Below are 22,420 nucleotides of genomic sequence, written 5' to 3' on the forward strand. Positions count from 1 at the left end.
CCCTAATTCGGATCACCGCACACCAGCATGATCGACAAGCCGGAGGGCATACGGTGCACGGCGAGTACAAGGTTCCCGGCGGCAAGCTCGTCACCGTCGATCTGGAGGTCGACGAGAGCGCGGGGGTGCTGCGGCACGTCCGCGTGGCCGGGGACTTCTTCCTGGAGCCCGACGACGCCTTCGACGTCCTCAGCCAGGCCCTCGACGGCGCCCCCGCCGACACGGACGCGGCGGGTCTCGCCGCCCGGATCGACGCCGCGCTGCCGGCGGACACGGTCCTGTACGGCCTGACGACCGACGGCGTCGGCATCGCCGTGCGCCGTGCGCTCGCGCATGCCACGGACTGGACGGACTACGACTGGCAGCTCGTGCACGACGGGCCGCAGCCGCCCGCGCTGCACATGGCGCTCGACGAGGTGCTGACCACGGAGGTCGCCGAGGGGCGCAGGCCGCCGACACTGCGGATCTGGGAGTGGGGCGCCCCGGCCGTCGTCATCGGCTCCTTCCAGTCCCTGCGCAACGAGGTGGACGCGGAGGCCGCCGCGCGGCACGGCATCGAGGTCGTACGGCGGATCAGCGGCGGCGGCGCGATGTTCTGCGAACCGGGCAACACCATCACGTACTCGCTCTCCGTCCCCGACGCCCTGGTGCAGGGCCTGTCGTTCGCGGACAGCTACGCGTATCTCGACGACTGGGTGCTCGGCGCGCTCGGCGACATGGGCATCAAGGCCTGGTACCAGCCGCTCAACGACATCGCCACGGAGGCCGGGAAGATCGCGGGCGCCGCGCAGAAGCGGGTCGCGGGCGGCGAGGGCGCGGTGCTGCACCACGTGACGATGGCGTACGACATCGACGCCGACAAGATGCTTGACGTGCTGCGGATCGGCCGCGAGAAGCTCTCCGACAAGGGCACGAAGAGCGCGAAGAAGCGTGTCGACCCGCTGCGGCGGCAGACCGGGCTGCCCCGCGATGCCGTGATCGAGCGGATGGTGGAGTCGTTCCGTACCCGGCACGGGCTGACGGCCGGGAAGGTCACGGACGAGGAGCTGCGGCGGGCCCAGGAGCTCGCGCGGACGAAGTTCAGCTCCCCGGCCTGGACGGCGCGGGTTCCGTAGCCGGCTTCTTCTCCCAGGCGGAGACGCCCAGTTGGGCCTTGCTGCCGATGTCGATGGGTCCGCCGTCGCCCGGCTGCAGCACATGGCCCGCGCGGCCCGGCGCGGGCGCGATGTCGAAGTAGGTGCCGTGCGGGGCGGGGCGGGTGGCGTCGGTGACGGTGTTGCGCCAGGCCAGACTGGTGGTGATCGAGTCGCCGGGCCGGAGCACGAGCGGCTCGGGCTTCGCGTTGCCGATGCCGGTGGAGATGCCGTCCGTGCCCTTCAGGACCTCGATGGCGACGGGGTCGCGGTCGGCGTCCAGGACCGTGAGGGACGGATAGCCGTTCACCTCGTACGTGCTCGTGCCGCAGTAGGTCAGCGTGATGCTCATGGCACGCAGGCCCATCGCGGCGTTGACCATGCCCGCGGAAGCCTTGAACCCGTCGCCCTCGCACGGGGTCGAGGTCTCGGCCGGTGAGGGTTCGAGGTCCGGCGCGGGCGGCGTGGACTGCAGTGGTTCCGGCTTGACCGGCGCGGAGGCCCGCGCGGGATCGGCCTCGCGGTCCAGCTCGTCGCCGAGCGCACCGCATCCCGTGAGGAGGGTCGCGGCGGCGGCCAGGGCCAGGGCGGGCCGTACGGGTATCCGGATCACGGGCCGATCATGCCACGCCTCCGTCGGGTGTCCCGCGCCCGTCGTCCGCCCTGGGCTCAGGCACTCCGTGCCCGCACCAGGCCGCTCTCGTAGGCGAACACGACGAGTTGGGCCCGGTCGCGTGCGCCCAGTTTGGTCATGGCGCGGCTGACGTGGGTCTTCGCCGTGTACGGGCTGATCACCATGTGCGCGGCGATCTCCTCATTGCTCAGTCCGCGCGCCGCCAGTGCGGTGACCTCCAGTTCGCGAGGCGTGAGGTGCTCGAGGCCGGGGGCCGTGGCACGGTCCGGCGGACGGGCGATGAACTCGCCGATCAGCTGCCGTGTCACGGCCGGGGAGAGCAGGGCGTCGCCCGCCGCGACGACCTGGACGGCCTGGAGGAGGTCGGCCGGTTCGGTGTCCTTGAGCAGGAAGCCGCTCGCGCCGGCGCGCAGCGCCTCGAAGACGTACTCGTCGAGGCCGTAGTTGGTGAGGATCACGACGCGTACGGCGGCGAGGTGCGGGTCGGCGGCGATCTCGCGGGTGGCCTCGATGCCGCTCATCACCGGCATCTGGACGTCGACCAGGGCGATGTCGGGCACTTCCTTGCGGACGAGGTCGACGCCCTGGGCTCCGTCGGCCGCCTCGCCGACGACCTCGATGCCGTCCTCGGCGTCGAGCAGCGCGCGGAAACCGGCCCGCATGAGGGCCTGATCGTCGACGAGTACGACACGGATCACCGGGGCTCCGGGGTGGGGGCGGGGATGGGGTGGTGGTCGGGGATGGGGTGGTGGTCGGGGTGGCGGTCGGCCGCCGCGGAGTCGGCCGCCGCAGAGGCCGGCTCCCGTACGCCGAGCGGGAGTCGGGCCCGTACCGCGAAGCCGCCCGTCTCCTTCGGGCCGCACTCCAGCGTGCCGTCGAGGGACTCGACGCGCTCGCGCATGCCCGTGAGGCCGATGCCCGGCGCGAAGCCGTCCGCCGGGACGGCACGTCCGTCGTCCTCGACGCACACCTCCAGCTGTCCGTCGTCGACGCCGAGCCTGACGCGCACCGGTGCGGCGCCCGCGTGCCGTGCCGCGTTCGTCAGGGCCTCCTGGACGATGCGGTACGCGGTGTGGCGGAGCTCGTCCGGGAGGTCGCCGTCGTGGTCGGTGAGCGTGACGGACAGACCGGCCGCGCGGGCGCGCTCCACGACCTCCTCGACGCGTCCGACGGGGCCCGGTTCGCGCAACACCACGAGTGTGGCGCGCAGTTCGCGCATCGCCTCGCCGCTCGCCTCCTGGATCGCGAGGAGCGCGGGCGGCACCTCGTCGCCGCGTTTGCGGGCGAGGTGCACGGCGACGCCGGCCTGGAGCTTGACCACGGCGATGCTGTGGGTGAGCGAGTCATGGAGCTCGCGCGCGATCCGCAGCCGCTCCTCGCCCGCCCGGCGCAGGGCGACCTCCTCACGGGTGCGTTCGGCGTCGAGGGCGCGCTGCTCGGTCTGGCGCAGGTAGGCCTGCCAGTTCTGGTCGGCGAGCCCGGTGATGACGGCGCACAGGAACCAGCCGGCGAGCAGGAGCGTGGCGTTGAGACCGCCGTCGCCGGCGAAGGCGAAGACGGTGAGGAACAGCGCGGCCGCGACCGCACCGTGCACGCGGTGCCCGGCCCGCGCGGCCGTGTGCACCGCGCCCACGACGGGCAGCGCGGCGGACGTGCCCGGTTCGGCGAGCACCACGTACGAGGCGATCCCGAGCGTCGTGACGGCGAGCACGGCCCGGGGCGCGGACCGGAACCCGGCCAGCGCGAGGGCCCCGACGGCACCGAGCACGTACGCAAGCCGCCCCGTCCCGTCGGGCGCGGTCGCGACCACCAGCGCCGCGATGGCCACGGCGAGGGCTGCGTCGCCGGTGCGGGTGCGCCAGGTGAGGGGTGGGGCGGGGCGGTTGGGCGCGCTCCGGCTGCCTCGCTCCGGCTTCGCCACCGGGTCGACGACCGGCCTCGGCGCCTGTCCGGCCGCGGTGGCATCCGGGGCGGCCCCGACTCCCGGCGCCGCGGGCGTCACGGCCCCCAGCCCACGATCCGAGGCTGCCGCCGTCTCCGTCTCCGTATCCGTACCGCCCGCCGTCGCCGGATCCGTACCGCCCTCCGTGCCCGTAACCGGCCCGACTCCCCTGGTCCCGCCCACAACCGTCACCTCACTCCTCCGGCCCGCATCCCAGCCTGCCTGCCCGCCCGCCCGAACCGGGCCTACGTCCGTCCACCCACACCTGGCGCCGGACACGCGTCCATCCACCCACGCCTCGCGCCGAACCCGCGTCCACCCGACGGACCCGCCAACACGAGCCGACACCTGCCGGCACCCGCCAGACCCCGCGGGCTCACGGCCCCCGCCGCCCACCCGCACGCGCACCATAGACGCCCGCACCCCCACCGCACGTCATCCGCCCGCACCCATTCCCGTCTACTCCCGCTGTAGTAGGCGCAGTTGAGCACCGCCCTGTCCGCAGCACCCGCAGGTCGGTCCAGGGGTACGACGCGCCGGGCGCCCTTCCGCGGCCAGCATCTGGGGCATCAGGAAGGCGCCGCACGGACGGCGCCCAGGATCCGTTACGGAGGCCGTGATGCCCGGTCAGTTCCGCTATACCAATCCCACTCCGCCCCGGACCGCGAGCGGGCGTACCGCCGACGTCTTCGCGCAGATCCGGGAGGACCTCGGACGGGACAAGGTGCCCACGTTCCAGGTGCTCTCCCCGTCGTACGAACTCCTCTCCGCCACCTGGTCCCTGCTCCGCGAGACGCTGCTCGCCGGCGAGGGCTCGCGGACCGGCAAGGAGATCGCCGCGCTCGGGGTCTCACAGGCGAACCGCTGCAGGTTCTGCGTGGACGCCCACACCTTGTTCCTGCACGCGACCGGCGACCACCGCCTCGCCGAACACATCGCCGCGGGCGGCACACCCGAGGACGACCACCAGGCGCACCTCCTGAGCTGGGCTGTGGACAGCCGCGAGCCCGGGAAGGTCACGGCGCCCCCGGTCGCCCGCGGCGAGCGGGCCGCGTACATCGGCACGGCCCTGGCCTTCCACTTCATCAACCGGATCGCCTCCGCGCTGCTCACCCCCAATCTGCTGCCGGGCGACGCGCAGAAGTACCGGGCGGTGCGCTCGGTCGCGGGCCGGTCGTTCGCGCGCGTGGTGCGCCGTACGCCCGAGCCGGGCCTGAGCCTGCCCCTGCTCACCCACCGCACCGCCGGTCCCGGCTGGGCGGCGGGCAGTCCGCCGGTCGCCGGTGCGTACGCGGCGCTGCGCAGTGCGGCGACGCTGGGCGGTGAGCTGCTCGACGAGGAGGCGCGGGCGTATGTGTCCGCGCAGGTCGCGCAGTGGAACGGCGAGCACCCGCCGCTCGCCTGGACCGCGCTGCCCGCCCGCACCGACCGTCCGGGCACCCGTCTCGCGCTGCTCGCCGCGCTGGCCCCGTACCGGATCACGGACGAGGACGTGGCGGCCTGGCGCACCCCCGAGTCCCCGTACACCGATCACTGCCTGGTGCATCTGATCGCGTACGGCGCCTTCCTCGCCGTGGACCGGATCGCGACCGCGTTCGACGCGACGGCCTTCGAGACGACCTTCGGCAGCACCTCCACCGATGCACCCACCCCATCCACCGAAGCACCCGCCCCGTCCACCGATGCACCCGCCCCCGAGCCCCTGGAGCCCCGATGACCACCGTCCCGACCCAGAGCGACGTCTGGAACGGCGCCCTCGGCGCCCACTGGGCCGCGCACCACGAGCGGTACGACGCGATGCTCGCCGCCTTCGACCAGCCGCTGTTCGACGCGGCCGCGATCAAGCCCACCGACCGCGTGCTCGACGTCGGCTGCGGAGTGGGCACGACCACGCGCGAGGCGGCATGGCTCGCGGGGCGCGGGCGGGTGCTCGGTGTCGACATCTCCGCGCCGATGCTGGAGCGGGCGCGGGCCGATCTGCTGCCGAACCTCTGGTACGAGGAGGCCGACGCGCAGACGCACCCGTTCCCGCCCGGCGGCTTCGACGTGCTGATCAGCCGGGGCGGCGTGATGTTCTTCGCCGACCACCGGGCCGCGTTCGCGAACCTGGCGCGGGCCCTGGCGCCGGGCGGCCGGCTCGCGTTCATCTGCCCGCAGCCCGTGGACGCGCGAAGCGCCGAGGCGACGGTCTTCGCCCGGCTCGCCGAGATCCTGCCGACGGCGCCCGATCCGGTGGCGATGACGGCCCACCGGGCGATGGCCTCGCTCTCGGAGCCGGAGCGGCTGCACGAGGTGCTCGCGGACTTCCGGGATGTCCTGGTGCGTCCGGTGCACGGGGCGGCCGTGTACGGCACCGGCCCCGAGGACGCGGTGGACTTCGTGCTCTCGCGCGGCCCGCACCGGGAGGTGTCGGCTCGGACGCGCTCGGCCATGGCCGAGGTGTTCGCCCCGTACGCGGGACCCCTCGGCGTACGGCTGCCGGCGAGCGTATGGCTGGTCACCGCGGTACGGCCTTGACGCCTCTCACGCCCCCGCCGTCCCTCACATAGCCGCCCGCAAATCCGGCATTACGGAGCAAACAAGGGAACAACTGGCAGGCGCCGGACGGGAAATGACCTTCCTCTCGTCCGGCTCCCCTGTTCCCCACGGCTGCACTTATGGCACTGTCTTCCCTCACACCCCCGCTCTCGCGCGGCTGACCCCCGCGTATTCCCTGCAGGAGGTGGACGCCATGCGTTCGCTGCCACTGCTGCTCGCCGGGCGCCTGCTGCCGGTTGTCGTTCTCGCCGCCGCCGGCTGGGCCTGGACGAGCGGCCCGTACGCTCCCGACGACATCAAGCCCGCCGCCGCACCGCAGCCCGAGGCCTCGGCCGAGGCCGAGCCCGAGCACGCCAAGCCGCCCGAGCCGTGTGGGGCCGTCGCGTCCGGCACCGTGAAGAAGCTGGTGCCCGGCGCCAAGACGGCGGGCAAGGAGATAGAGCTCACCGATCCGGAGCGGCGCCGCACCTGCTCGTGGAGCGCGCTGGAGAAGTTCGACTACCGCTGGCTCGATGTGTCGTACGAGGTCTTCGACTCCACGAAGACCGCGGTGGAGGCGTACAAGAAGCGCGCGGTCGGTGACGCCAAGGCGCTGAACGAGGTCGGCGACAAGGCGGTCCTGACGGTCGGGCTCACCACGAAGGACAAGCAGGAGACGCGCGAGGCCGTGGTGGTGGCGCGCTCGGGCAACGCCCTGATGACCATCACCTACAACGGCTGCGACTTCGAGTCCCGCAAGGCGCCGAGCGCGAAGTCGATAGAGGACGGCGCCGAGGACGCGGCCCGCGCGGCGATGGAACACCTCACCGCACAGACCTGACGCCCCTCCTTCAGCCGGGCCGCCCTAGTAGCTGGTGCCCATCGCGTGCCGCACCTCGTCGAGGGTCGCCTCGGCGATCTCGGTGGCGCGCAGATTGCCCTGGTGCAGGACCTTCCGCAGATACGCGCGGTCACCGGCGTACTCCGCGCGGCGGGCGCGCAGCGGGGCCATGAAGGTGTTGACCGCCTCGGTCACCCGCTTCTTGAGCGCCGCGGCCCCGCCGTCCCCGATCTCCGCCGCGACCGCCCGCGGGTCGCCGCCCTCGCAGAGCGCGGCGAGGAGCACCAGGCTGGACACCTCGGGGCGGCCCAGCGGGTCGTACGTGATGTGCCGCTCGCCGTCCGTCTTCGCGCCCTTGATCAGGCGGGCCGTCTCGTCGGCGCCCGAGGCGAGCGAGATCGCGTTGCCGCGGGACTTGCTCATCTTGGTGCCGTCGGTGCCGAGCAGCAGGGGTGCCTCGGACAGCAGCGCGTCCGGCACCGGGAACACGGCCCCGTACCGGTCGCCGAAACGCCGCGCCACGGTCCGCGTGACCTCCAGATGCGGCAGCTGGTCCTGTCCGACGGGCACGAGGTTCGCCTTGCAGAAGAGGATGTCGGCGGCCTGGTGCACGGGATACGTGAACATCAGGCCGCTCACGGCGGACTGGCGCGAGTGCGCGATCTCGTCCTTGACGGTGGGGTTGCGCTGCAGCTCGGAGACGGACACCAACGACAGGAACGGCAGCAGGAGCTGGTTGAGGGCCGGGATGGCGCTGTGCGCGAAGACCGTGGAGCGGTCGGGGTCGATCCCGATGGCCAGATAGTCGAGCAGCAGCTCCTCGACGATCTCGGACTGCCGCTCGGCGACATCGCGGTCGGTGAGCACCTGGTAGTCGGCGATCAGGACGAAGGTCTCGACCCCTGCCTCCTGCAGCCGTACGCGATTACGGAGCGTGCCGAAATAGTGACCGAGGTGCAGCTGCCCGGTGGGCCGGTCACCGGTGAGCACCCGGAAGCGCCCGGGTTCCCGGCGGATCTGCTCCTCCAGCTCGGCACTGCGGCGCCGGGCGACGGCGAGGCTGTCGCCGATGTCGGTGAAGGTTTCCGTGGGGATGTCGTTCTGCATGGTGGCTCTCCTGCCGCAAGTGAGGTGGATCCGGGCCGGAACGGGCCGAGGGACCACTGCGCGCAGGGGCCGGGCCGTCCGTGAGGCACGGCCCGGGGTGTGTCGAATCTGTGGCCGCTCCTAAGGGGAGCGCCACCAGAGCTGACAGCACGTGATCGACATGCGTCCAGAGTACGGGACACCGCGTGCGGGACGCATCGGCGTATCGGCCGAACCCCGCGCCATGGATCCCCCGCCGCGGCGCCCCGTATGATCACCGCCCACACGATCTCCGGGGGAATCCGATGCAGCCGAGGGCCGAGACCGTACGGGCCGTGAACCGTCTGACGCGACGGTGGTCCGAGGCGCTGCCCGGCACGGAGTCGACGGTGTTCTCCGGACCGAGCCTGTGGCCGCTGCTCGCCCTGCTCGCCGACCCGGCCGCGGGACCCGCGCGCGAGGAGCTGGCGGAGGCCGCCGGTGTCCCGGCGGACAGCGCGATGCGCAGCGCGCACGAGCTGCTCGACGCCTTCGCCGCGATGCAGGGCGTCCGGTCCGCGCTCGGCCTCTGGACCGCCGAGCGGCTGCCGCTGCACCCGGAGTGGGCGCTGCGGGCGCCGGTGGGCCTGACCGGACGGCTGGGCCCGGACCCGAAGGAGTCCCAGGCCCGCCTCGACGCCTGGGCCGTGCAGCACACCGACGGTCTGATCAAGTCCATGCCGGTGAAGGTCACCGAGGACACGAAGCTCGTCCTTGCGGCCGCGCAGGTGGTCCGCACGCGCTGGCTGCGCCCGTTCGACGAGTCGTTCCTGGAGACGGACCGAGGACCGTGGCGCGGACGCACCTTGCTCGGCCTGCGCCGCACCACGTCCCTGCTGGACCGCGTGGGTCTGACCGAGACACCGGCCGGCCCGCTGACGGTCCTGAAGGTGCTCGGTGACACGGGCGTCGACGTCCATCTGCTGCTCGGCGCCGAGGAGATGACGCCCGCGCAGGTCCTGGCGCACGGCATCGACAGCCTGGACGGGGACCTCGTCACGGGCGAACGGCTCCCGCTCGGCCGGCCGGGCCCCGGCCTCACCGTCGGCGAGGAGCGCAGTACGCGCCCCGATCCGCAACTGGATGTCCTCACCAGCCCGTTCCGTATCGCCGTCGACCACGACCTGCTGCGTCAGGCCGCCCTGTACGGCCTGATCACGGCCTCGGACGCGAGCCGCGGCCACTTCCCGGGGATCGGCCCGTACCCGCTGGCCATCCAGCAGGCAGCCCAGTCGGCGCTCGCCGTGTTCGACGCGAAGGGTTTCGAGTCCGCCGCCGTCACGGCCATCGCCGCGGTGGCGGGCAGCGCCCCGCCGCAGCCGCGCTACACGGTCCGCCGCGTCGAGGCCGCCTTCGACCGCCCCTTCGGCTTCCTCACGGTCCACCGGACGAGCCGCCTGGTGCTGGCGGCGGGGTGGGTCGCGGAGCCGGTTCCCTACCGCGCGCCGGAGAATCCCTGGGACTGACCGCCACGCGCCAAGGCGCGGCCGGGACGCCTCAATTCGCACCCCTGCCTGGGCACTTGCCCTGGGTGACAGCTCCCACCGCGTCGGGTCATCACGTGCTAATCCGTATTACTCCTGCTGCAACACCCTTGACGCAGCCCGCGATCCGCCCCTAACTTCCTGGGCATCCGCTCCAAGCAATACGTATTAGCCACTCTACGTGAGGGGTCTCTTCCCCATGTCTCAGGCTCCCGGCCGGCTCACCCAGCGGGACATCGCCCGGCTTGCGGGCGTCAGCCAGACCACCGTGTCGCTGGTGCTCAACAACCGGCCCGACGCGGCGCGCATCGCACCCGAGACGCGCGACCGGGTGCTGCGGGTGATCCGCGAGACCGGCTACGCGGCCGATCCGCTGGCCCGCAGGATGCTCCAGCAGCTCAACCAGATCCTCGGGGTGTTCACCTACGAGCCGGTCTTCCCCTCGACGAGCGCCGACTTCTACTACCCGTTCCTGCGCGGGATCGAGGAGAGCGCCGAGGACAGCGGCTGCGATCTGCTGCTGTTCACCAGCGCTCCGGTGCAGGACGGGATCCGGCGGATCTTCCACGAGAACAACCGGCTGAGGGTGGCCGACGGCTGTGTCCTGCTCGGCCGCGAGATCCCGTCCGCGGAGCTCAGCCGCCTGGTAGCCGAGGGCTACCCCTTCGTCTGCGTCGGACGGCGCGATGACGCGGAGGGCCGCCCGGTGCCCTATGTGGGCGCCGACTACGTGGCCGCGACAGCCGAACAGGTCGACCGGGCACGGGCATTGGGCCACGAGCGGTTCGCGTTCGTCGGGCCGGGCGCGGGCGCCGAGTCGTCGGCGGACCGTCTCGCGGGCTTTCGCAGGGCGGCGGGAGCCGACGCGCTGGAGCTCGGCGTGGACGTGCCCGGGCCCGCGGACCGTCTGGAGCGGATCATCGAGTCCGGCGCCACCGCGGTGTGCGTCGACTTCCTCAGCGATGCCGTCGACCTCACCAAGGCGGCGACGGCCCGCGGGCTGCGCATCCCCGAGGACCTCTCGGTGATCGCGCTCGGCGACCCCACGACCCCGGTGGACGCCCCGCTCGACTACACGGGCTTCACCATCCCCCGCCAGGAGATGGGCCGTCAGGCCGTCGAGCTCCTCACGGAGATGCTGCACGGCCGGGCGCAGGTCACCCAGCGGCTGCTCGCGTGCCGCCCGGTGGAGGGCGAGACCCTCGCCGCGCCGCCGCGGCCCTGAAGCAGCTCGACAACGCACCGCACCCCTGCACACGTTCCTTCCGCACAAAGGAGACCCATGCAAGCGGACGTCCTCGTCATAGGCGGCGGCACCGGCGGAGTCGCGGCGGCGCTCGGTGCGCTGCGGGCCGGCCGGAGCGTGCTGCTCACCGAGGAGTACGACTGGCTCGGCGGGCAGCTCACCAGCCAGGCCGTGCCTCCGGACGAGCACACGTGGATCGAGCAGTTCGGCGCGACCGCCTCGTACCGCGCCCTGCGCGACGGTGTCCGCGACTACTACCGGCGCCACTACCCGCTCACGGAGGCGGCCCGCGCGCGCCGGGACCTGAATCCCGGCGGCGGACACGTGAGCCGCCTGTGCCACGAACCGCGCGTCTCGGTCGCGGTGATCGACGCGATGCTCGCGCCCTACCGCGGCTCGGGCCGGCTGACCGTACTGCAGCCCTACCGCCCGGTCGCGGCCGAGACCGACGGCGACCGGGTCGCGTCGGTGACCGTCGAGCACCGCGACACCGGCGAACGGCTCACCCTCGCCGGTGCGTACGTCCTCGACGCGACCGAGACCGGTGAGCTGCTGCCGCTGACCGGCACCGAGTACCTCACCGGGTTCGAGGCCCAGGCCGACACCGGGGAGCCCAGCGCGCCCGACACCGCGCAGCCCCTGAACCTGCAGGCCGTCTCGTACTGCTTCGCACTCGACCACGTCGACGGCGACCACACGATCGACAAGCCCGCCGCGTACGACTTCTGGCACAGCTACCAGCCGGACTTCTGGGGAGCGCCGCTGCTCTCCTTCAAGGCGCCGCACCCGCGCACGCTGGAACTCGTCGAGCGCGGCTTCACGCCGAACCCCGGGGACGACCCGCTGTCCGTGATCGCCGACCAGCGGGTCAGCGGCGGGGACATGAACCTGTGGACGTTCCGGCGGATCGCGGCCCGCGACATGTTCACGCCCGGTGCGTACGCGAGCGACATCACGCTCGTGAACTGGCCGATGATCGACTACCTGGAGGGTCCGGCCATCGATGTGCCGGACGCCGCCGGGCACTTGGCGCGGGCCAAGGAGCTGTCGTTCTCGATGCTGTACTGGATGCAGACCGAGGCCCCGCGCGCCGACGGCGGCACCGGCTTCCCCGGCCTGCGGCTGCGCGGCGACGTCACCGGCTCGGCGGACGGCCTCGCACAGGCCCCGTACCACCGTGAATCGCGCCGGATCCGGGCCGAGTACACGGTCGTCGAGCAGGATCTCTCCCTCGACGTGCGCGGCGGCAAGGGCGCCGTGAACTACGGCGACACGGTCGGCATCGGCATGTACCGGATCGACCTGCACCCCTCGACCGGCGGCGACAACTACATCGACGTGCCGTCCAGCCCGTTCGAGATCCCGCTCGGCGCGCTCATCCCGCAGCGCATGGAGAACCTGCTTCCGGCCTCCAAGAACCTCGGCACCACGCACATCACCAACGGCTGCTACCGGCTGCACCCCGTCGAATGGAACATCGGCGAGGCCGCCGGTCTGCTCGCGGCCCACTGCGTAGAGCACGGGCTGAGCCCGCGCGCCGTGCGCAACACCCCCGAACGGCTCGACACCTTCCAGCGGCTGCTCACTTCCCATGGCGTGGAGCTGCGCTGGCCCGACATCAGCGGCTACTGATCAGGAGCACCCTCATGCGCAAGCAGACCCGCATCCGGCTCACCGCACTCGCCGCCAGTTCGGTCCTGGCGCTCAGCGCGTGCGGGGGCGGTTCCGACTCCGCCTCCGACGGTCCCGTGAACCTGCGGATGACCGTCTGGTCCGGCTCCCCCGAGCACATGAAGCTGCTCAACGGGATCGCCGACGAGTACCGCAAGGCACACCCGGACGTGAAGTCCGTCAAGTTCGACGTGCTGCCGCTGGAGAACTACACGACGACGCTGACCACGCAGATAGCCGGCGGCAAGTCCCCCGACCTGGCGTGGCTGTTCGAGAACTCGGCGGCCGACTTCGTGTCCTCGGGCGCGCTGGCCGAGGTGAGGATCAAGGACGAGAAGGACGTCCTGCCCTCGGCGAAGAAGATCTGGGAGCAGGACGGCAAGCTCTACGCGTATCCGTTCTCCACCTCCCCGTTCGGTGTGTTCGTCAATACGGACATGCTGAAGGAGGCCGGTCAGCCCGCGCCCGCCGAGCTGATCGAGCAGGGCAAGTGGACCTGGGACGAGGTCTCGAAGCTGGGCGCCGCGGTGCACGACAAGACCGGCAAGACCGGCATGGTGATCCGCGACTTCGACTACAAGATGTGGGACAACCTCGCCCAGTACTGGGGCGGCTGGGGCGCGGAGGCCTGGAGCGAGGACGGGAAGACCTGCGGGTTCGACAAGCCCGAGATGGTCGCGGCGATGACCTCGCTGCACAAGGCGGTCTTCGAGGACGAGTCGATGCTCGCGCCCGGCACGAGCGCCGACTTCTTCTCCGGCGAATCGGCGATGACCGTCACGCAGATGAGCCGTGCCTCGCTCCTCGAGGACAAGTTCAAGTGGGACTTCGTGCCGCTGCCGGAGGGCCCGAAGGGCGAGTACGACGTGATCGGCCAGGCCGGTATCGCGCGGCTCGCGCAGAGCAAGCACGCGAAGGAGGCCGACGAATTCCTCGCGTTCATGACCAACAAGGAGAACTCGGCCAAGCTCGGCGCGTACTTCCCGCAGGCCCGCAGCTCCCAGCTGGACCCGGCGACCCTCGCCAAGTCCAACCCGAAGCTGAGCGAGAAGCAGCTCTCCGACGTCGTGATCGACGGGATCGAGAAGGGCCGCGTCAAGCCGGTGCACAGCGGTCAGGCGGAGATCAACGACGCGGTGCGCGGCGCTCTCGACCCGCTGTGGAAGAAGGACGCGGACGTGGAGAAGGTCCTGCAGGGCGTGTGCACCGCGATCAAGCCGCTTCTGGAGCAGTGACCCGCCCATGAAGACCCTCGAACGACCCCGCACCTCCGCCGCCGGAAAGTCCGGCGGCGGGGCGGGCGGCCGGCCCCGTACCGAGAAGCCGTTCTGGACGGCGAAGCGCCGTGACCAGCTGGCCGGCTGTCTCTTCATCGCCCCGCAGTTGATCGGCTCGGTCCTGTTCGTGCTGATCCCGCTGGGCCTGGTCGTCTGGTACAGCTTCCACGAGTGGAACGTCCTCGCCGGCACGTTCCACTCGGTGGGCGGCGACAACTACCAGAAGCTCCTGGACGATCCGAAGCTGCCCGGAGTCCTGAAGTCCACCGCGTACTTCTCGATCGGGCTCGTCGTCCTCAACCTGGCACTCGCCCTGGCCCTCGCGGTCCTGCTCAACCAGAAGCTGCGCGGCAGCGTCGTGTTCCGCACCTTGTTCTTCTCGCCTGTCGTGGTCTCCCTCGTCGCCTGGACGATCGTGTGGGGCTTCCTGCTGCAGAAGAACGGCGGCATCAACGCGGGCCTGGACGTCTTCGGCATCGAGGGCCCCAACTGGCTGCGCAGCGAGGGCACATCGATGGCCTCGGTGATCGTCGTCCAGGTCTTCAAGAACGTGGGCCTGAACATGGTCCTGTTCCTCGCCGCGCTGCAGGGCGTGCCGCGTGAGCTGTACGAGGCGGCGACGATGGACGGCGCCGGCCGCTGGCGCCAGTTCTGGAAGATCACGATGCCGATGATCAGCCCGACGGTGCTGCTCACGTCGATCATCACGGTCGTCGGCTCGCTGCAGGTCTTCGCGCAGATCGCGGTCCTCACGCAGGGCGGCCCCAACAGCTCGACGACCGTCCTCGTCTACTACCTCTACCAACAGGCCTTCAAATTCCACCACTTCGGCTACGGCGCGACACTCTCCGTGCTCCTCTTCGTGATCGTGCTCGTGCTGACGGTGATCCAGTGGCAGATGCGCAAGAAGTGGGTCTTCCATGAGTCGTAAGCTCTCGCCGCGCGCCAAGCTCGTGCTGTACGGGGTCCTGTTGGTGCTGTGCATCCCCTTCGTCTTCCCGACGTGGTGGATGGCCAGTTCGTCCCTGAAGCCGGTGAGCGAGGTCTTCGCCTTCCCGCCGTCGATCCTGCCGACGAACCCGACGGCCTCGGCGTACGAGAAGGTCTTCGAGCTGCAGCCGTTCGGACAGCAGTACTTCAACAGCATGTACATCGCCGTGGCCGTGACGCTGGGCACGCTCGTCGTCTCGTCGATGGCCGGCTACGCCTTCGCCCGGATCCGCTTCCGCGGTCAGAACGTGCTGTTCCTGGTCGTCCTGACCGGCCTGCTGATCCCGAGCGAGGTCACGATCGTCCCGCTGTTCCAGATGTTCAACAACTGGGGCATGATCGACACGCATTGGCCGCTGGTCCTGGTCCCGGTCCTCGGTGCGCCGAGCGTCCTCGCGACGTTCATCATGCGGCAGTTCTTCATCGCGCTGCCGGGCGAGCTGGAGGAGGCCGCCCGCATGGACGGCCTCGGCCGCTTCGCCATCTACTGGCGCATCGCGCTCCCCCTGGCCCGCCCGGCGCTCGCGGCGGTCGCGATCTTCACGTTCCTGCACAGCTGGAACCTGTACCTGGAACCGATCGTGTACCTCACGAGCCCCGACATGTTCACGCTGCCGCAGGCCCTCACCCAGTACGTGGACGCGTACGGCGGCCCGATGTGGAACGTCCAGCTGGCGGCTGCCTCCCTGACGGCGTTCCCGGTGCTCGCGGTGTTCGTGTTCGCACAGCGGCAGTTCGTGGAGGGACTGGCACACACGGGCCTGAAGTGACGCTGGGCCCGGCTCCGATCGCGCCGGTGCGCACCGCTGTGGGGGCGGTGCGCACCGGCGTTTCCTACACTGCCGATCATGACGAGCCCCGCTTCCGCCTCCCTCGCCACCGGCCAGCGCTCGCTCGGTGACCCCGGCATCCGCTATCCGCTGTGGCCGCCGCTCTCCCGCGGCTGTCCGCGCACCAGCTCGGCGCACATGTCGTACCCGGTGGAGGTGGAGTACGACTACGGGGGCGTCCCACCGGAGTTCGGGGCGGGCGGCGGTTCCGGGCTCGACCGCTGGGCCGCGCTTCTGCCGCCGCTGCTCGCTCCGGGCCTCGGCGAGGGCGGTACGCCGCTGATCGACCTCGGCGGCGGCGTCCACATCAAGGACGAGTCCCGCAACCCCACCTGGAGTCACAAGGACCGGCTCAACCGCTGCACGGTGAGCGCCGCGCTCGGCGTGGACGCGCCCGGGATCGTGGTGGCCTCCTCGGGCAACCACGGCGCGTCCGCCGCCGCGTACGCGGCCCGTGCCGGGCTGCGCTGTGTGGTGCTCGGCTCGGCCGGACTGCCGCCGGCCGTCGCGTCCTTCCTGTCCGCGTACGGCGCCGTCGTGCTCCCCGTACCAGCCGAGGGCCGCTGGCCCCTGACGGAGCGCATCGCCGAGCACTTCGGCTTCTTCCCCGTCAGCAACCTCACCCCCTTCCACACGGGCAGTTCCTTCGGCCCGGAGGGCTACAAGACCATCGCGTACGAGATCGCCGCCGACCTCGGTGTGCCGGGCGCGGTGTTCGTGCCGACGGGGTACGGGGAGCTGCTGTTCGGCATCTGGAAGGGCTTCGACGAGCTGCGGCAACTGGGCCTGACGGACCGGGTGCCGCCGCTGTACAGCTGCGAACCGGCGACGGGCGGTCCGCTGGCCGCCGCGGTGCGGCAGGGAGTGCCGGCGGTGCGGGTGCCGGTCGGCGCCACGGACGCGTACGGCATCGACTGCCCGGTGAACGGCTACCGCGGCGTCCTCGCCCTGGAGCGCAGCGGCGGCCGGCCGCTGCTCGTGGACGACGGCCGGCTCCGGGCGGCGCAGCAGGAACTGGCCGCTCAGGGCCTGTGGGTCGAACTCTCCGCGGCCGCTGGTCTCGCGGGTCTGCGCGGCATCAGGCCCTCTGAGGTCGAGGGGCCGGTCGTATGCGTGACGACGTCGAGCGGGTTCAAGGACAAGGCGGTGGGCGCGCGGGAGGTGGCCGCGGTGGATCCGTCGTGGGACGCGGTGCGGTCGCGGCTGGAGTCGGAGGGGATGCGGGCGGTCTGATATCCCGTCCGCAGGTCACCTCCCGCGTACCCGGTCCATCCCTCTTCAGCGGCGTTCGACTCCGCGGCGTCCTTCGAGTTTCCTGTCGAGCCACCCCCGCGTCACCACCCGCATCTCCGGAGCGGCCATCATGTACACGAGGGCGGCCGAGACCAGCCCCACGGCCCACCCGTAGTCCGCCAGCGGTTCGAGGAAGGGGATGAGGCCGTCCTCGGGGAACGGACCCTTGCCCGGGGCGGAATGGGAGCCACCGACCGCGAGCAGGGCGCCGACCAGGAAGGCCGTCACCGCCCGCCAGTTCCAGCCGCCCCGGTACCAGTAGCGGCCCTCCTTCACGTACAGCTCGACGAGGGCGAGCCGGGTGCGGCGGATGATCCAGTAATCGGTGATGAGGATGCCCGCCACCGTGCCGAGGAGGCCGCCGACCACGCCCAGCCAGACGAAGATGTAGAACTCGGGGGTCGAGATCAGTTCCCACGGGAAGATCAGGACGCCGACGACGCCGGTGATCAGTGCTCCGGTACGGAAGCTGATCAGGCGCGGGGCGAGATTCGAGAGGTCGTACGCGGGAGAGACCACGTTCGCCGCCAGGTTGACCGAGATCGTGGCGACCAGGACGGTGATCAGGGCGTAGACGAGACCGAAGGCGTTGTCGGCCTTCGCGGCGAGCGGGACGGGCTCCCAGATGGGTTCGCCGTAGATCGCCTGGGAGCCGGAGGTCACCAGGACCGACATGAAGGCGAACAACGTCATCGTCGTCGGCAGGCCGAGCGTCTGACCCCAGACCTGGGCGCGCTGGCCGCGGCCGAAGCGCGTGAAATCGGGGATGTTGAGGCTGAGCGTGGACCAGAAGCCGATCATGCCCATCAGCGCGGGGAAGAAGACCGGCCAGAAGTCCGCGCCCCAGCCGAGAGTGGAGGGCTGGTCGAGGAGCGGGCCGAAGCCGCCCGCCTTGTCGGCTATCCAGATCAGCAGGACCGCGGCGCCGATGAGGACGAAGGGGGCCGCCCAGTTCTCGAAACGGCGCAGGGTCTCCATGCCCCGGTAGATGATGGCGAGTTGGAGCATCCAGAAGAGGACGAAGCAGAGCCACAGCGTCCACGGTTCGCCGCCGATCACGCCGGCCTTGGCGAGGTTCCCGTCGAAGAGCTTGTCCAGGAGGACGTAGATTCCCTGGCCGCCGATCCACGTCTGGATCCCGAACCAGCCGCAGGCCACCCCGGCGCGCAGCAGCGCGGGCAGGTTCGCTCCCCGGATCCCGAACGCGGCACGCGCGAGGATCGGGAACGGAATGCCGTACTTGGGGCCCGCGTGCCCGGTGAGCAGCATCGGGAAGAGGACCAGGATGTTGGCGAGCGCGATGGTGAACACCGCCTGCTTCCAGTCCATCCCGAGCGCGATCAGACCGGAGGCCAGCGTCCAGGAGGGGATGCAGTGCGCCATGCCGATCCACAGCGCCGCGAAGTTGTACGTGGTCCAGTGCCGGTCCGCGACGGGGACGGGCCGCAGGTCCTCGTTGGCGTACGGACTGTCGTCGGGATAGGCGCCCGGGGCCAGCTCGACCTGGCCGTCCGCGGTGACCGACTGCGTGTCCTGGTCGATCGGATATCTGTCCTGGGGTGCAGGTTCCGCGTACGTCATATCCGGTCCATTCCTCTTGAGGATTGCCGTGATGACACACAGGTGGCGATGACACACCGTCGTACTGACACACCGAGCCGATGACGGAAACTGCCCACTCGACGGCTGGAATACACCCCTCGCCCGGGGAAGCCGGCGGGCGGGCCGGTCCTCAGTCCTGGAACGCGGGAATGATCTCGCTGCCGTAGGTCTCGATGACCTGCTCGCGCGCGTCGTGCATCGCGTACACCGCGAACTGGTCGACGCCCAGGTCGCGCAGCGTGCGGAGTTTCTCCAGGTGGGACTCGACCGGGCCCAGCAGGCAGAAGCGGTCGACGATCTCGTCGGGGACGAAGTCCGTGGACGGGTTTCCGGCCTTGCCGTGGTGGCTGTAGTCGTAGCCCTGACGCTGTTTGATGTACGAGGTCAACGCCTCGGGGACGAGCGAGGAGTGCTCACCGTAACGGGAGACGAGGTCGGCGACGTGGTTGCCGACCATGCCGCCGAACCAACGGCACTGCTCGCGGGCGTGCGCGAGGTCATCGCCGACGTACGCGGGGGCGGCCACGCAGATCTTCACGTCGGACGGGTCGCGGCCCGCGGCCTGTGCGGCGTCGCGCACCGCGCGGACCATCCACTCCGTGAGGTAGGGGTCGGCGAGCTGGAGGATGAAGCCGTCGGCCTTCTGACCGGCGAGGGCGAGGGCCTTCGGTCCGTACGCCGCCATCCAGACCGGCAGCCGCCCGTCCCGCACCCAGGGCAGCCGGATCGCCGCGCCGTCCACCTGGGCCTCGCGGCCCTCCGCCAGGTCGCGGATGACACCGATCGCCTCGCCGAGCCGCGCGAGGGTGTTGGGCTTGCGCCCGGCCACCCGCATCGCGGAGTCGCCGCGCCCGATCCCGCACACCGTGCGGTTGCCGTACATGTCGTTGAGCGTGGCGAAGGTGGAGGCGGTGACCTCCCAGGTGCGGGTGCCCGGGTTGGTGACCATCGGGCCGACCGTCAGCCGCTGTGTCTGCGCCAGGATCTGGCTGTAGATGACGAACGGCTCCTGCCACAGCACGGCGGAGTCGAAGGTCCAGCCGTAGCGGAAGCCGTTGCGCTCGGCCCGTTTCATCAGGCTGATCACTTGCGCGGCCGGCGGGTCGGTCTGCAGAACGAGTCCGAAGTCCATGCTGGTGCTCCACGTTTCACCGGGAAGCGACCATCGTGGACTTGTTCCGAGGGGTTGGCAAGAGGGCTCTACGCGTGTCCACCCAGACGGTTTCAGTCCTTGGGCCGCCGTACCCGGTATGCGAGGTGGAGCACCCGGTCGCCCTGGATCACCACATGCGGGTCCTCCAGGAGGTGCTTGGCGTCGACCGGGCCGAAGAACCGTTTGCCGGAGCCGAACACGACCGGTGCGATGTCCATCGCGACCTCGTCCACCAGGCCGAGCGCGAGCGCCTGCCCGCCCGCGTCGCCCGCCGCGATCCCCACGGTCCGCTCGCCCGCGAGCTCCTGCGCCTTCGCGACGGCGCGGGTCACATCGGTTTCGAAGTGGTACGAGGCCTCGGGGTGCCAGCCCTCGGGCTTGGGACGGTGGGAGACCACGACCACGTGCTCGCCCGCGGGCTGCTCGCCCTCCCAGCCGTTGGTCATGTCGAAGAGGTGCCGCCCGATGACGAGTACGCCGATCGAGTCCCACATGGGTTGTACGTACGCGGCGGAGGTCTTGGAGACCTTGATGCCCCTCGCGCCGAGTTCCACGTCGCCGTTGAAGTACCACTCGAAGAGCGGACCGACGTCGTCGTTGCTGTCGGCGATGAAACCGTCGACGGAGACGACGTTCTGCATCACTACCTTGCCCATCACTGCTCCCGCGGGGTTCGGTGGGCCCTTGCGGCCCCTCATGAGGACAGACCGTACGGACGCCTCGAACTCATCGCTCGGCGCGGGGCGGGGCGGGATGAAATGGCGGGCCGCGGCGGTTGATCAGGGCGGGCCGTTGATCCCACCGACTCGCAGGAGGACCCTTCCGTATGGCCGAGATCCATCAGACGACGCTCACGCCGACCAAGACGGAGCTGCTCGCCGAGTGGCTGCCGGGGCGGCCCTGGTACCGGGGAGGCACCGAGGCGCCGGAGCTCACCAAGGCGGGCGGGTTCCGGCTCGACGATCCCGCGGGGGAGGTCGGGATCGAGTTCATGGTCGTGGGCACCGCGGACGCCGCGTATCTGACGCCCATGACCTACCGCGGCGCCCCGCTCGACGGCGCCGAGGACGCGCTCATCGGGACCTCGGAGCACGGGGTGCTCGGCAAGCGCCGGCTCTACGACGGAGCGCACGACCCGGTCCTGGTGGCCGAGTTGGCCGCGCTCTTCGAGGGCCGCGCCACGGCGCAGGCGCAGAACGTCAGCGACCAGGAGGACCGTGAGGTCGAGGTCGTGCGCGCGGACGGTCCGCTCGGCGCGGCGCGCATCGCGGCGGTCACCGACACCGAGGCAGGCACCGAGATCCGGCTGACCGGCGGTGCGGTGCTCCGGCTCGCGCGGGCGCTGGCGCCGGGTGACGCGGCCGGCTCCGACGGTCACGTCTCGGCGGTGTGGAAGCTCGCGGACGGGACCGAGGCCCGCGCCCCCTTCGTCACGCTGCACCTCAACGCCTGATCCGTACGCCCCTCTTGCACCGTGCGCACCGCACGCACCACGCTCCCCGCCCGCCCCTGTGCGATCATCGCTCGTCAGTGAGGGCGGGGGCGTGGGGGCACGGTACGTGCCGGGACGGGATGGGGGCCGGAGTTGAGCCAGGGCAAGGGCGAGTCGTCCATACCGGACGAGGAGTGGGAGCGCTTCCTGCGCGAGGCCGAGGCCGGGACGCCCGGCGCTCCCGAGGAACCCTCGGCGCGGGCGCGGATGGTGGCGGACAAGCTGCGGAGCGCGCCGCAGCAGCCGGACGCCTGGCGTGCCCACCGGCCGCCCCGGGAGCGGCGGTTGCGGACCTGGCATGTGCTCGCCCTGGTCGTCGCGGTGGTCGCCCTGATCGTGGCACTCACGCCGGGTGCCCTGTCCGGTGTGTTCGGCGGTGACGAGGACGGCGGTCCGCTCGCCGCCGAGTCCGCCCGGCCGACGGGTGCCCCGGCGGACGCGGGCGGTGGACGGCCCACGGTCGACGAGCCGTTCAAGGGCTCCCCCGCAGCCCGCTGGGCGGATGGCGCGGACGGCATCACGGTGCCCGCGGCGCGTGCGACGGGCTGGATGACGAAGGGCCAGGTCGCCGACGCGCTGGCCCGCACCCGCGACTTCCTCGCCGGGACGAACACCGATCCCGCCGCCTTGCTCGGACGCCGCCCCGACGCGGCGATCGCCCTCGTCAATCCGCACCAGCCTGACCTCCGCCCGCTGCTCACCACGGCGTTCGACAAGCCGACGGCCGAGCACGACCCGCTGCTCCTGTTCACGCGCTACCGCCCGGCCGAGGTCCGCCTCGTCGGTGACGTGGTCAGGACCCGCGGCCATCTGTCGTTCACCGAGGGCCGTCGCGGCGCCCTGGAGGTGACCGCGGACGTCACCTTCGTCTACCCGTTCACCCGCGCCGACGGCGACAGCGACGAGATCACCCGGACGATCGTCCGCCGCGAACTGGTCCTGAGCTGGGACGACCCGACGAAGGTGAAGACCGAACCCGGCACGTTCTCCGTCTCCTCCTACAAGATCCACACCACCAACGGCGGCTGCGACACCATCGGCTTCCTCTCCCCCGCTTTCACCGAGGACCACCGGCCCGCGGACGGCGGCGAGGAGATGGACCCGTACGACCGCAGCGAGGGGATCGAGGGGAGCGGCTCGGGCGAGTGCGGGACGGCGAGCCGTTCCTGACCTGCCGTCACGCTCCGGTC

The 22,420-nt window shown here is 71.3% G+C and carries 20 protein-coding genes; 13 read left to right on the plus strand and 7 right to left on the minus strand.

The genetic code is table 11. The annotated features are described in order from the left end of the window. Nucleotides 1-53: 53 nt before the first annotated feature. Nucleotides 54-1,115 (plus strand): biotin/lipoate A/B protein ligase family protein, encoded by a 1,062-nt coding sequence (locus ACIBI4_RS30550; RefSeq protein WP_399207387.1) that lies wholly within the window; start codon nucleotides 54-56, stop codon nucleotides 1,113-1,115. Here ACIBI4_RS30550 and ACIBI4_RS30555 read toward each other — a convergent pair. From ACIBI4_RS30555 to ACIBI4_RS30565, 3 genes are read right to left on the minus strand one after another with little or no spacing between them, the layout of a single operon-like run. Further along, on the minus strand, nucleotides 1,081-1,746 hold the full coding sequence (locus ACIBI4_RS30555; protein ID WP_399207388.1) for a DUF4232 domain-containing protein: 666 nt from the start codon (nucleotides 1,744-1,746) through the stop codon (nucleotides 1,081-1,083). The two genes, ACIBI4_RS30550 and ACIBI4_RS30555, sit on opposite strands and share 35 nt — an antisense overlap. A 56-nt stretch (nucleotides 1,747-1,802) precedes the next feature. Beyond that, nucleotides 1,803-2,465 carry a response regulator gene (locus ACIBI4_RS30560; RefSeq protein WP_399207389.1) on the minus strand — a complete coding sequence of 221 codons (663 nt, stop codon included), beginning with the start codon at nucleotides 2,463-2,465 and terminating at the stop codon, nucleotides 1,803-1,805. Continuing rightward, the gene (locus ACIBI4_RS30565; RefSeq protein WP_399207583.1) at nucleotides 2,462-3,595 is read right to left on the minus strand and encodes a sensor histidine kinase; all 1,134 of its coding nucleotides are present in this window, start codon (nucleotides 3,593-3,595) and stop codon (nucleotides 2,462-2,464) included. Before ACIBI4_RS30565 ends, ACIBI4_RS30560 begins: the two co-directional genes overlap by 4 nt. Before the next feature lie 733 nt (nucleotides 3,596-4,328). On the opposite strand from ACIBI4_RS30565, the gene ACIBI4_RS30570 reads away from it, so the two are divergent. The 3 genes from ACIBI4_RS30570 (at nucleotide 4,329) to ACIBI4_RS30580 (ending at nucleotide 7,067) form a co-directional block, all read left to right on the plus strand. After that, nucleotides 4,329-5,426: a carboxymuconolactone decarboxylase family protein gene (locus ACIBI4_RS30570; protein ID WP_399207390.1), complete on the plus strand. Its 1,098-nt coding sequence runs from the start codon at nucleotides 4,329-4,331 to the stop codon at nucleotides 5,424-5,426. After that, nucleotides 5,423-6,226, plus strand: a complete 804-nt coding sequence (locus tag ACIBI4_RS30575) for a class I SAM-dependent methyltransferase (protein WP_399207391.1) — start codon at nucleotides 5,423-5,425, stop codon at nucleotides 6,224-6,226. The genes ACIBI4_RS30570 and ACIBI4_RS30575 overlap by 4 nt, the downstream gene beginning before the upstream one ends. A gap of 214 nt (nucleotides 6,227-6,440) precedes the next feature. Continuing rightward, complete coding sequence (locus ACIBI4_RS30580; RefSeq protein WP_399207392.1) at nucleotides 6,441-7,067, plus strand: hypothetical protein; 627 nt, start codon at nucleotides 6,441-6,443, stop codon at nucleotides 7,065-7,067. 24 nt (nucleotides 7,068-7,091) lie between these two features. Here ACIBI4_RS30580 and trpS read toward each other — a convergent pair whose 3' ends face one another. Next, nucleotides 7,092-8,174: a tryptophan--tRNA ligase gene (gene trpS / locus ACIBI4_RS30585; protein WP_399207393.1), complete on the minus strand. Its 1,083-nt coding sequence runs from the start codon at nucleotides 8,172-8,174 to the stop codon at nucleotides 7,092-7,094. Nucleotides 8,175-8,488: 314 nt separating this feature from the next. On the opposite strand from trpS, the gene ACIBI4_RS30590 reads away from it, so the two are divergent. The 7 genes from ACIBI4_RS30590 to ACIBI4_RS30620 all read left to right on the plus strand — a co-directional run bounded on the left by ACIBI4_RS30590 (nucleotide 8,489) and on the right by ACIBI4_RS30620 (nucleotide 16,923). Continuing rightward, nucleotides 8,489-9,658, plus strand: coding sequence for a serpin family protein (locus ACIBI4_RS30590; RefSeq protein ID WP_399207395.1), 1,170 nt, complete (start codon nucleotides 8,489-8,491; stop codon nucleotides 9,656-9,658). Between the two features lie 217 nt (nucleotides 9,659-9,875). After that, complete coding sequence (locus ACIBI4_RS30595; protein ID WP_399207397.1) at nucleotides 9,876-10,901, plus strand: LacI family DNA-binding transcriptional regulator; 1,026 nt, start codon at nucleotides 9,876-9,878, stop codon at nucleotides 10,899-10,901. Between the two features lie 57 nt (nucleotides 10,902-10,958). Further along, nucleotides 10,959-12,554 (plus strand): FAD-dependent oxidoreductase, encoded by a 1,596-nt coding sequence (locus tag ACIBI4_RS30600; protein ID WP_399207398.1) that lies wholly within the window; start codon nucleotides 10,959-10,961, stop codon nucleotides 12,552-12,554. A 14-nt stretch (nucleotides 12,555-12,568) separates the two neighbouring features. Further along, nucleotides 12,569-13,828, plus strand: coding sequence for an ABC transporter substrate-binding protein (locus tag ACIBI4_RS30605; RefSeq protein WP_399207400.1), 1,260 nt, complete (start codon nucleotides 12,569-12,571; stop codon nucleotides 13,826-13,828). 7 nt (nucleotides 13,829-13,835) lie between these two features. Then, nucleotides 13,836-14,801 carry a carbohydrate ABC transporter permease gene (locus ACIBI4_RS30610; RefSeq protein ID WP_399207401.1) on the plus strand — a complete coding sequence of 322 codons (966 nt, stop codon included), beginning with the start codon at nucleotides 13,836-13,838 and terminating at the stop codon, nucleotides 14,799-14,801. Next, complete coding sequence (locus ACIBI4_RS30615; protein WP_399207402.1) at nucleotides 14,791-15,630, plus strand: carbohydrate ABC transporter permease; 840 nt, start codon at nucleotides 14,791-14,793, stop codon at nucleotides 15,628-15,630. Before ACIBI4_RS30610 ends, ACIBI4_RS30615 begins: the two co-directional genes overlap by 11 nt. 78 nt (nucleotides 15,631-15,708) lie before the next feature. Next, nucleotides 15,709-16,923 (plus strand): pyridoxal-phosphate dependent enzyme, encoded by a 1,215-nt coding sequence (locus ACIBI4_RS30620; RefSeq protein ID WP_399207403.1) that lies wholly within the window; start codon nucleotides 15,709-15,711, stop codon nucleotides 16,921-16,923. A gap of 45 nt (nucleotides 16,924-16,968) precedes the next feature. On the opposite strand, the gene ACIBI4_RS30625 is transcribed toward ACIBI4_RS30620, so the two are convergent. From ACIBI4_RS30625 to ACIBI4_RS30635, 3 genes are all read right to left on the minus strand, one after another. After that, a complete protein-coding gene (locus ACIBI4_RS30625; protein ID WP_399207404.1) occupies nucleotides 16,969-18,564 on the minus strand; it encodes an NCS1 family nucleobase:cation symporter-1 in 1,596 nt (531 codons plus the stop codon). Between the two features lie 151 nt (nucleotides 18,565-18,715). Beyond that, nucleotides 18,716-19,717, minus strand: coding sequence for a TIGR03842 family LLM class F420-dependent oxidoreductase (locus ACIBI4_RS30630; protein ID WP_399207405.1), 1,002 nt, complete (start codon nucleotides 19,715-19,717; stop codon nucleotides 18,716-18,718). A gap of 92 nt (nucleotides 19,718-19,809) precedes the next feature. Beyond that, nucleotides 19,810-20,394, minus strand: coding sequence for a dihydrofolate reductase family protein (locus ACIBI4_RS30635; RefSeq protein WP_399207406.1), 585 nt, complete (start codon nucleotides 20,392-20,394; stop codon nucleotides 19,810-19,812). Nucleotides 20,395-20,564: 170 nt separating this feature from the next. Here ACIBI4_RS30635 and ACIBI4_RS30640 point away from each other — a divergent pair, with 170 nt between their 5' ends. After that, complete coding sequence (locus ACIBI4_RS30640) at nucleotides 20,565-21,191, plus strand: 1,4-alpha-glucan branching protein (RefSeq protein ID WP_399207407.1); 627 nt, start codon at nucleotides 20,565-20,567, stop codon at nucleotides 21,189-21,191. Nucleotides 21,192-21,323: 132 nt separating this feature from the next. Next, entirely contained in the window at nucleotides 21,324-22,400 is a 1,077-nt protein-coding gene (locus ACIBI4_RS30645) for a hypothetical protein (protein ID WP_399207409.1), read from the plus strand. The last annotated feature ends 20 nt before the right edge of the window (nucleotides 22,401-22,420 follow it).

The sequence above is a fragment of the Streptomyces sp. NPDC050418 genome (assembly GCF_044458745.1).
Classification (GTDB): domain Bacteria; phylum Actinomycetota; class Actinomycetes; order Streptomycetales; family Streptomycetaceae; genus Streptomyces.